The sequence below is a fragment of the Rhodosalinus sp. genome (assembly GCF_041685465.1).
Classification (GTDB): domain Bacteria; phylum Pseudomonadota; class Alphaproteobacteria; order Rhodobacterales; family Rhodobacteraceae; genus Rhodosalinus.
In genome coordinates this window covers 1-8,886 of sequence record NZ_JAWLFS010000126.1, presented here as the reverse complement: position 1 = coordinate 8,886, position 8,886 = coordinate 1, and the positions used below count along the sequence as shown (strand labels likewise).

10 protein-coding genes are annotated in these 8,886 nt (G+C 71.6%); 7 read left to right on the top strand and 3 right to left on the bottom strand.

Annotation, left to right across the window (positions count from 1 at the left end):
• On the bottom strand, positions 1 to 274 hold a 274-nt coding region (locus ACESL7_RS09700; protein WP_372893124.1), incomplete at its 3' end, for a serine dehydratase beta chain.
• A 311-nt stretch (positions 275 to 585) separates the two neighbouring features.
• Here ACESL7_RS09700 and rpiA point away from each other — a divergent pair.
• From rpiA to ACESL7_RS09670, 6 genes are all read left to right on the top strand, one after another.
• A complete protein-coding gene (gene rpiA / locus ACESL7_RS09695) occupies positions 586 to 1,371 on the top strand; it encodes a ribose-5-phosphate isomerase RpiA (RefSeq protein WP_372893123.1) in 786 nt (261 codons plus the stop codon).
• Positions 1,372 to 1,392: 21 nt separating this feature from the next.
• Positions 1,393 to 2,751 carry a glutathione-disulfide reductase gene (gene gor / locus ACESL7_RS09690; protein WP_372893122.1) on the top strand — a complete coding sequence of 453 codons (1,359 nt, stop codon included), beginning with the start codon at positions 1,393 to 1,395 and terminating at the stop codon, positions 2,749 to 2,751.
• 96 nt (positions 2,752 to 2,847) lie between these two features.
• The gene (hflK, locus tag ACESL7_RS09685) at positions 2,848 to 4,032 is read left to right on the top strand and encodes an FtsH protease activity modulator HflK (RefSeq protein WP_372893121.1); all 1,185 of its coding nucleotides are present in this window, start codon (positions 2,848 to 2,850) and stop codon (positions 4,030 to 4,032) included.
• Positions 4,032 to 5,075: a protease modulator HflC gene (gene hflC / locus ACESL7_RS09680; RefSeq protein ID WP_372893120.1), complete on the top strand. Its 1,044-nt coding sequence runs from the start codon at positions 4,032 to 4,034 to the stop codon at positions 5,073 to 5,075. Before hflK ends, hflC begins: the two co-directional genes overlap by 1 nt.
• A 26-nt stretch (positions 5,076 to 5,101) precedes the next feature.
• Positions 5,102 to 5,296 carry a DUF2065 domain-containing protein gene (locus ACESL7_RS09675; RefSeq protein WP_372893119.1) on the top strand — a complete coding sequence of 65 codons (195 nt, stop codon included), beginning with the start codon at positions 5,102 to 5,104 and terminating at the stop codon, positions 5,294 to 5,296.
• A gap of 126 nt (positions 5,297 to 5,422) precedes the next feature.
• Entirely contained in the window at positions 5,423 to 6,907 is a 1,485-nt protein-coding gene (locus ACESL7_RS09670; RefSeq protein ID WP_372893118.1) for a Do family serine endopeptidase, read from the top strand.
• A gap of 57 nt (positions 6,908 to 6,964) precedes the next feature.
• Here ACESL7_RS09670 and ACESL7_RS09665 read toward each other — a convergent pair whose 3' ends face one another.
• Positions 6,965 to 7,456, bottom strand: a complete 492-nt coding sequence (locus ACESL7_RS09665) for a peptidoglycan-binding domain-containing protein (RefSeq protein WP_372893117.1) — start codon at positions 7,454 to 7,456, stop codon at positions 6,965 to 6,967.
• Between the two features lie 34 nt (positions 7,457 to 7,490).
• Positions 7,491 to 7,946, bottom strand: a complete 456-nt coding sequence (locus tag ACESL7_RS09660) for an OB-fold nucleic acid binding domain-containing protein (protein ID WP_372893116.1) — start codon at positions 7,944 to 7,946, stop codon at positions 7,491 to 7,493.
• A 136-nt stretch (positions 7,947 to 8,082) separates the two neighbouring features.
• Here ACESL7_RS09660 and ACESL7_RS09655 point away from each other — a divergent pair, with 136 nt between their 5' ends.
• The gene (locus tag ACESL7_RS09655) at positions 8,083 to 8,406 is read left to right on the top strand and encodes a 2Fe-2S iron-sulfur cluster-binding protein (RefSeq protein ID WP_372893115.1); all 324 of its coding nucleotides are present in this window, start codon (positions 8,083 to 8,085) and stop codon (positions 8,404 to 8,406) included.
• The last annotated feature ends 480 nt before the right edge of the window (positions 8,407 to 8,886 follow it).

Below are 8,886 nucleotides of genomic sequence, written 5' to 3'. Positions count from 1 at the left end.
TCTCGCGGTTGGCGGAGAGCACGGCCTCGGCCGCCTCCGCCTCGTAGGTCTCCGGCAGGACCCCCGCGAGACCCAGGATCACCGCCCGGTCGGTGGCGTGGCCCACGCCGGTGAAGGCGAGCGAGCCGTGGAGATGCGCGCGCAGGCCCGCTGCCGCGAAGGGCGCGGCGCGCAGAAGGTCGAGGAAGCGCCCCGCCGCCACCATCGGCCCCATCGTGTGGCTCGACGACGGGCCGATGCCGACCTTGAACATCTCGAAGACGGAAAGAAACATCGCAGCCTTCCTCGCACGGGCGTGGGCCGGGGCGGCCTCGGGCGCATGGCGGGGCCGCCCCCATGCCCTCGGCCTACACCGGGCGGCGGCCCCGCCGATCGCCCGAAAGCGACGCCTCGCCACGTGTTCCCGCGCTCGGCCGGGACTCGTGGCGCGCCGGAGCGGGCGCGCCAGCCTGGCGCGGCCGCGTGCCGCAGGTCCCGGCCCGGCGACCATGGCACGCCGACCGCACGGCGGCCGATCGCACGCGCCCCCTCGCGCCCGCGGTCCGGAGCGCCTATAAGCCCGGCGAACTGCACCGGAGCCGCCCGATGACCGAAGATCTCTCCCCCGTCGATCGCGCCAAGTTCGCCGCCGCGCGCCGCGCCGCCGATCTGGTGGAGGACGGGATGCGCGTCGGTCTCGGCACCGGCTCCACGGCCGCGTGGCTGGTGCGCTGCCTCGGCGAGGCGGTGGCGGGCGGCAAGCGCATCCGGGGCGTGCCCACGTCGCGGCGCACCGCCGAGCTCGCCCGCGAGGTGGGCCTCGAGGTGGTCACGCTGGACGAGGCGCGGTGGCTCGACCTCACGATCGACGGGGCGGACGAGTTCGACGCCGATTTCAACCTGATCAAGGGGGGCGGCGGCGCGCTCCTGCACGAGAAGATCGTCGCCACGGCCTCGGACCGCATGGTGGTGATCGCGGACGCGGGCAAGGAGGTCGGGACGCTCGGCGCCTTTGCCCTTCCGGTCGAGGTGATTCCCTTCGGCTGGCAGACGACGCGCGCACTCGTCGAGGAGACGCTGGCGGGGCTCGACGTGCTCGGCCGCGACATCACGATCCGCATGAACGGCGAGGCGCCCTTCGTCACCGACGAGGGCAACCATGTCCTCGACCTGCACCTGCGCCGCATCGGCGCGCCCCACCGCCTCGCCATGGCGCTCAACCAGCTGCCGGGCGTGGTGGAGAACGGGCTTTTCCTCGATATCTGCGACACGGTCGTGGTGGGCCACGGCGACGGTCGGGCCGAGCTGCGCGACCTGGACCCGGGCGGCGTTCAGGAGGATCGGTTCGAGATCGCCGAGCCGGCCAACCTGTTCCGCGACCTCGACGACTGACCGGACAAGAACGGAGTTCCCATGGCCTTCGACTACGACCTCTTCGTCATCGGCGGCGGCTCGGGCGGGGTGCGCGCGGCGCGCGTCGCGGCCTCCGACGCCGGCGCGCGGGTGGGCCTCGCCGAGGCGAGCCGTTACGGCGGCACCTGCGTCATCCGCGGCTGCGTGCCCAAGAAGCTCATGGTCTTCGCCTCGGAATACGCCCCCGCGCTCGCCGATGCGCAGGCGTTCGGCTGGCAGATCGAGGCGACGGGCTTCGACTGGCCCGCCTTCCGCGGCAAGCTCGAGGCGGAACTCGACCGGCTGGAGGGCATCTACCGCAAGATGCTCGCCGGCTCGGGGGTGGAGACCTTCGATCAGCGCGCGCGCCTCGCCGATCCGCACACGGTCGAGCTCGCCGACGGGACGCGCAAGACCGCGCGCCACATCCTGATCGCCACCGGCGGCTGGCCCGTGAAGCCCGAGATGGAGAACGCCGATCTGGCGCTCACCTCGAACGAGGTCTTCCATCTCGACGCGCTGCCGAAATCGCTTCTGATCGTCGGCGGCGGCTACATCGCCTGCGAGTTCGCGGGCATCTTCAACGGGCTCGGCACGCAGGTGACGCAGTATTACCGCGGCGCGCAGATCCTGCGCGGCTTCGACGACGAGGCGCGCGGCCTCGTGGCGGAGGAGATGCAGCAGGCCGGCGTCGACCTGCACCTCGGCACCAACATCCTCGGCATGGAGCGCGACGGCAGCGGCCTGCGCGTCAAGGCGACGAACGGCACCGAGCGCACCTTCGACCAGGTGCTCTTCGCCACCGGGCGCGCGCCCAACACGGCAGGCATGGGCCTCGAAGAGGCGGGCGTGAACCTCGGCCGCCGGGGCGAGGTCATGGTGGACGAGTACTCGCAGACCTCGGTGCCCTCGGTCTACGCCATCGGCGACGTGACCGACCGGCTGAACCTGACGCCGGTCGCGATCCGCGAGGGCATGGCCTTCGTCGAGACCGTGTTCCGCGGCAATCCGACGCCGGTCGACCACGCGTCCGTGCCCACGGCGATCTTCACGCAGCCCGAGATGGGGACCGTGGGCCTGTCGGAGGAAGCGGCGCGCGAGCACGGGCCGATCGAGGTCTACTGCACCTCCTTCAAGCCGATGCACAAGGGCTTCGCCGGGCGGACCGACCGCGTGCTGATGAAGCTCGTCGTCTGCGCCGAGACGCGGCGCGTGCTCGGCTGCCACATCGTCGCGCCCGGCGCGGGCGAAATGATCCAGCTCGCCGGCATCGCGGTGAAGATGGGCGCCACGAAAGAGGATTTCGACCGCACGGTCGCGGTGCATCCGACCATGTCGGAAGAGATCGTGACGATGCGTGCGCCGGTGCGCACCGGCTGAGCGGCGATGCGACGTGTCGGTTGCGCTTGAAATCGGAGCGCGATCACACAGTTTAGAAACACATCTCCCGAGAACGAATTCGAAGGACGACAGCGGATGGCAGGACACAGTGGCGGGCCCTGGGGCGGCGGCGGCGGCGGTGGAAACCGCGGCGGCGACGGCGGTCGCGACAACGGCTCCGGCGGCGGACGGCGCCCGGGGCAGGACGAGGGGCCGCAGATCCCCGAGATCGACGACCTGGTCCGGAAGGGGCAGGAACAGCTGCGCGTGCTGATGGGCGGGCGCGGCGACGACGGCGGCCGCGGCGGCACCGGCGGCGGGGGTGGTCCCCGCTTCAACCGGTCCACGATCGGCATCGGCGCGCTCGCCGCGGTCGGGCTCTGGGCCTTCGCGAGCTTCTACACGGTCAAGCCCGAAGAGCAGTCGGTCGAGCTCTTCCTCGGGCAGTTCTCCAGCGTGGGCAATCCGGGCCTCAACTTCGCTCCGTGGCCGCTGGTGACCTACGACGTGGTGAACGTCACCTCGGAGCGGACCGAGAACATCGGCGCCGGGGGTGGCCGCGATGGCCTGATGCTGACCACCGACGCCAACATCGTCGACATCGAGTTCCAGGTGGTCTGGAACATCAGCGATCCGGCGAACCTGCTCTTCAACATCCGCGACCCGCAGCTCACGGTGCAGGCCGCGTCCGAGGCCGCGATGCGCGAGATCATCGCGGCGTCGAACCTCTCGCCCATTCTGAACCGTGACCGGGGCATCATCGCCGACACGGCGCTCGAGAATATCCAGGGCACGCTCGACGATTACGAAAGCGGCATCAACATCGTCCGCGTCAACCTCGATCAGGCGGACCCGCCGTCCGAGGTGATCGACGCCTTCCGCGAGGTGCAGGCCGCCGAGCAGGAGCGCGACCGGCTCCAGCGTCAGGCCGACGCCTACGCCAACCGCGTGATCGCGGAGGCCCGCGGCGAGGCCGCGCAGACGCTCGAACAGTCCGAGGGCTATCGCGCCCGCGTCGTGAACGAGTCGATCGGTGAAGCGAGCCGCTTCCTCGCCGTCGCGCAGGAGTTCGACGCCGCGCCCGAAGTCACGCAGCGCCGTCTCTATCTCGAAACGATCGAGCGCACGCTCGGCTCGGTGGACAAGTATCTCATCGACAGTCCGCAGGGTGACGGCGTGCTGCCCTATCTTCCGCTCAACGAACTGCGCCGCAACGTGCCGTCGGAGTCGGGCGACGGGTCCGACGGGTCGTCCAGCTCCAGCGCACGGGGGACCAACTGATGCGCAAATCGACTTTCCTCATTCCGGTCCTCGTCGTCCTGGTGGCGGGGATCTGGTCGGCGATCTTCGTCGTGGACGAGCGCGAAAAGGCGCTGGTCCTGCAGTTCGGCCAGATCAAGCAGGTGCGCGAGGAGCCGGGCCTCGGCTTCAAGCTGCCGGTCATCCAGGAGGTCGTGAAATACGACGACCGTATCCTGTCGCTCGACACCGCCACGATCGAGGTCACGCCGGCCGACGACCGCCGGCTCGTGGTCGACGCCTTCGCCCGCTACCGCATCGACGACGTGGTGCAGTTCCGGCAGGCGGTCGGCGTCGGCGGCCTCCGCGCCGCCGAGGACAGGCTTCAGTCGATCATGAACGCGCAGATCCGCGAGGTGCTCGGCGCCGACGAGGTGACCTCCGACCGGATTCTCTCGGCCGAGCGGGCGGAGCTCGCCCGGCGCATCCGCGACAGCGCCCGTGCCAGTGCGCAGGGCCTCGGCCTCGACGTGGTGGACGTGCGGCTGAAGCAGACCAACCTGCCACAGCAGAACCTCGAAGCGACCTATGCCCGGATGCGCGCCGAGCGTGAACGCGAGGCCGCCGACGAGATCGCGCGTGGTAACGAGGCGGCGCAGCGCGTGCGCGCCATCGCGGACCGCACGGTGGTCGAGACGGTCTCGGATGCCGAGCGTGAAGCGGAGATCATCCGCGGTGAGGCAGACGCCGAGCGGAACCGCATCTATGCCGAGGCCTTCGGCGACAGCCCGGACTTCTTCAGCTTCTACCGGTCTCTCGCCGCGCTCGAGCGGTCGCTGCAGGCCGAAAGCTCGACGCTCGTCCTCGCGCCGGACAGCCCCTTCATCCAGCCGCTGTTCGAGGCGATCCGGGCGGAGGGAATCGAGAACCTCGGCGAGGGAAGGATTTCGCCGGACGACCTGCGGGATCGCGCACCGGAGCGGACGCCGTCCGACGAACTGCCCGACGAGGTGCGTGAGCGCATGGAAGAAGAAGACGTCATCGAAGAGGGCCCCGACACCGAGGGCTCCGACGCCGGCGGCTGACACGGGCGGCGAACGGACGGGACGGCATGGATTACCTTCTGCTCGGTCTCGGCGTCGCCCTCATGCTCGAGGGGTTGCTCTACGCGCTCGCACCCGGGCTCGTGGAGCAGCTCCTCGAAGCGCTTCGCGCGCTCCCGCAGGAGCAGCGGCGCATGCTGGGACTTGGCGCGATCGCGCTCGGACTCGCGCTGACGTGGCTTGCGATGCAGCTCGGCTTCTAGCGGCCGCCGCATCACAACGGCTTGATCCCGCCAATTTGTCTTTGTGGCGTGACGGGCGAGCCATAGATTGACAGCCGGTGTGCGCGGCGGCCCCGAGCCGCCGCGCACTGTTACACCCGCGAAGCCATGGGAGGGATTTTCGTGCAATCCAAGGCAATCACCGAGGTCGCGCCGGCGCCGCTCCGCGCGCTCTGGGTCGCGGCGCTCGCGCTCGCCGTCGCGGCGGCGCAGGCGATCGCGCCCCCTGCGCAGGCCGCGCCCGAGGACTTCTCGCAGCTCGCCGAGCAGGTCAGCCCGGCGGTGGTCAACATCACGACCTCCGCCACCGTCGCGGGCCGCGACGGCCCCGGCGTCGTCCCCGAGGGCTCCCCCTTCGAGGACTTCTTCCGCGAATTCCAGGACCGGAACGGCCCGACGCCGCCGCGGCGCAGCTCCGCGCTCGGCTCCGGCTTCGTGATCTCCGAGGACGGGTTCATCGTGACGAACAACCACGTCATCGAGCGCGCCGACGAGATCACCGTCGAATTCTTCGAGGGCTTCGAACTCGAGGCCGAGGTCGTGGGCACCGATCCGAACACCGACATCGCGCTGCTCAAGGTCGAGCCGGATGGACCGCTCGAGTCCGTCCGCTTCGGCGACAGCGACACCGCCCGCGTCGGCGAGTGGGTCATGGCGATGGGCAACCCGCTCGGGCAGGGGTTCTCGGTCTCGGCGGGGATCGTCTCGGCCCGCAACCGCGCCCTCAGCGGCACCTATGACGACTACATCCAGACCGACGCCGCCATCAACCGCGGCAATTCCGGCGGACCGCTCTTCGACATGGACGGCCGCGTGATCGGGGTGAACACCGCGATCCTCTCGCCCGACGGCGGCTCGATCGGCATCGGCTTCGCCATGGCCTCCAACGTCGTGAAGGGCGTGATCGATCAGCTCCGCGAGTTCGGCGAGACGCGGCGCGGCTGGCTCGGCGTGCGGATCCAGGACGTCACGCCCGACATCGCCGAGGGGATCGACGGCCTCGACGAGGCGCGCGGCGCGCTGGTGACCGACATTCCCGAGGGTCCCGCGCGCGAGGCGGGGATGGAGACGGGCGACGTCATCCTCACCTTCGACGGTCGCGAGATCGAGGACACGCGCCAGCTCGTTCGGATCGTCGGCAATTCTCCGGTCGGTCAGACGGTGCGCTTGACCGTTCTGCGCGACGGCAAGACGCGGACCCTGTCCATCACGCTCGGCCGGCGCGAGACCGCGGAGGGCGCCGTGCCCGCCGCGCAGCCCGAGGAGGATGCACCCTCCGAGCCACGCGAGATGGAAGTGCTCGGGCTGACCGTCAGCGCGCTGACCGACGAGCTTCGCGCCGAGCTCGACCTGTCCGACGCGGCGCGTGGTCTCGTCGTCACCGACGCGGACCCGGCCTCCGAAGCCTACGAGAAGGGGCTTCGCGCCGGTGACGTGATCGCCGAGGCCGGGCAGGAGCCGGTCGAAATGCCTGCCGATCTCCGCAGCCGCATCGAGGAGGCACGCGATGCCGGCCGCCGGTCGCTCCTGCTCCTCGTGCGGCGCGGCGGGGAGCCGCGCTTCCTCGCGCTTTCGGTCGATCAGGCCGAGTGACGCGGCCCGCCTCGGGCCGGGATCGGAACGGCGGGGCGCCTTCGCGGGCGCCCCGCGTCATTCGGACGGGTCGCGCCGCAGCGGCACGAGACCCAGCGCCTCGAGCGTGGCGCGCGCCGGCACGGGGCTGTCCGGCCCGCCACGCGCCGTCTGCCACGTCCGGACGGCTGCACCGGTCGCGGTGTCGAGCCGCCCGGTGACCGGGCCGTCGTAGGCGCCGCGCGCCGCGAGCGCGCGCTGCAGCGATGCGACGAAATCGGGCGGCAGCTCCTCGGGGCAGGGCGTCTCGAACCAGGCGACCTCGCGCTCGCGCAGGATGCGCTGCCGCGTCTCCGTGCGGAAGCCGCCGTTCACCTCGACCTGTTCGATCACCGTCTCGACAAGCGCAGGCTGCGTCAAGCGGTGCCAGCAGGTGCCGTCCGGCGCGCCCTCGGGCGCCTCCGCGTCCGAGAAGAGGACGGAGGCGCGCGTCTGCGGGTCCGCCCCCTCGCCGCAGGACGCCGCGAGGGCGAGCGCCGCCCATGACAGAAACCCTCGTCTCGCCCGCATCGGTCCGACCTGCCGCTTGATCCGCGCGGCGACCCTAGCTGCCGCGCCGGTCGGCGAAAAGCCCGCCGCCCGGCGATCCCGGCGCGCGCGGGTCATGTGCCGTGCTCTCCGGCTGATCGGCCGCGCGGCAGGTGTCGAACTCCAGAAGCGCGTCGAGCATCTCGGAAATGTCCTCGATCCGCTCGGCGATCACGTGGGTCACCCCCGCCTCGCGCTGGAGCTTGCCGGTCACGCGCAGCATCCGCGCCGCGATCACCGCGCGGCGGAACCGCTCGTAGAGCGCGCGCCAGACCACGACGTTCACCACGCCCGTCTCGTCCTCCAGCGTGAGGAAGATCACCCCCTTCGCCGTGCCCGGCCGCTGGCGCAGGATGACGAGCCCCGCGACCGTCACCCGCGCGCCGGTGGGCGGGAGCGTCAGCGCCTCGGCCGGCACGGCGGCGGGCGGGCGCGGCCAGTGGCGGCGCGGGGCGGGCGACTCGGCATGCATGTCTGGAACGAATATAGAACATTGGGCGGTGCAGGCAACAGGGACCGCGCGCCGCGGAGGGGTCGCAAATCGGGCTGGCGGCGACTATCTGCCTCCGCTAGGTAACGGCCCGAACGCAAGGAGGGAATGGCCCGGCATGGCGAAGATCACCTACATCGAGCACAACGGCACCGAGCATGTGGTCGAGGTCCCGAATGGCCTGACCGTGATGGAAGGCGCGCGCGACAACAACATCCCCGGTATCGAGGCCGACTGCGGCGGCGCCTGCGCCTGCTCCACCTGCCACGTCTACGTCCACCCCGACTGGGTCGGCAAGCTGCCCGACAAGGAGGACATGGAGGCCGACATGCTCGACTTCGCCTTTCAGCCCGACCCGGACCGCTCGCGCCTGACCTGCCAGCTCAAGGTCAGCGACGCGCTCGACGGTCTTGTCGTGCAGATGCCCGAGAAGCAGATCTGAGGAGGCGCCGGCGCGGCCGGACCGGGCGCACCGGCACCTGCCGCGCGACGCGCCCGCCGTGGCGGGCGCACGGCATCGGCCGACAGCAGCCCCGGGCGATCGCGGCACAGGCCTCCGGGGCGGCGACGCGCCGGGGGTCGCCCGGGCCGCACATCCGGGTCACGCGACCCTTCGCGGTCGGGTTCCCCACGGCGCGCATTGCGCCCGGCGGGATCCCGCGATCCTCCGCCGCCCCGGGGCCTGCGCGCCCCGTCTCGGAAAGCCACGGCGACGGCGCATCGCGGAGCCGAACCGCCCGCGCCCGGCACGACCAGCCTCGGCACCGCGCCGCCGGCGCGGCCCCGGCGCCCGCCATGCACCGCGTCAAGACCCCCCCGACACGCCGGCGGGCTGCGCCGCCCTGCCGGGGCGCGAGAGCCGGGCGGTCGCGCAACGCGTGTCAACGGAGGCCCCGGCGCGCGGGCGCCCGCCCGACCTACC

Bases quoted from the DNA above. Each gene is read 5' to 3' on its own strand.
- ACESL7_RS09675 (WP_372893119.1), top strand. From the start codon at position 5,102: ATGGATTACCTTCTGCTCGGTCTCGGCGTCGCCCTCATGCTCGAGGGG.
- ACESL7_RS09655 (WP_372893115.1), top strand. From the start codon at position 8,083: ATGGCGAAGATCACCTACATCGAGCACAACGGCACCGAGCATGTGGTC.
- ACESL7_RS09665 (WP_372893117.1), bottom strand. From the start codon at position 7,456: ATGCGGGCGAGACGAGGGTTTCTGTCATGGGCGGCGCTCGCCCTCGCG.
- hflK (WP_372893121.1), top strand. From the start codon at position 2,848: ATGGCAGGACACAGTGGCGGGCCCTGGGGCGGCGGCGGCGGCGGTGGA.
- rpiA (WP_372893123.1), top strand. From the start codon at position 586: ATGACCGAAGATCTCTCCCCCGTCGATCGCGCCAAGTTCGCCGCCGCG.
- ACESL7_RS09660 (WP_372893116.1), bottom strand. From the start codon at position 7,946: ATGCATGCCGAGTCGCCCGCCCCGCGCCGCCACTGGCCGCGCCCGCCC.
- hflC (WP_372893120.1), top strand. From the start codon at position 4,032: ATGCGCAAATCGACTTTCCTCATTCCGGTCCTCGTCGTCCTGGTGGCG.
- gor (WP_372893122.1), top strand. From the start codon at position 1,393: ATGGCCTTCGACTACGACCTCTTCGTCATCGGCGGCGGCTCGGGCGGG.
- ACESL7_RS09670 (WP_372893118.1), top strand. From the start codon at position 5,423: ATGGGAGGGATTTTCGTGCAATCCAAGGCAATCACCGAGGTCGCGCCG.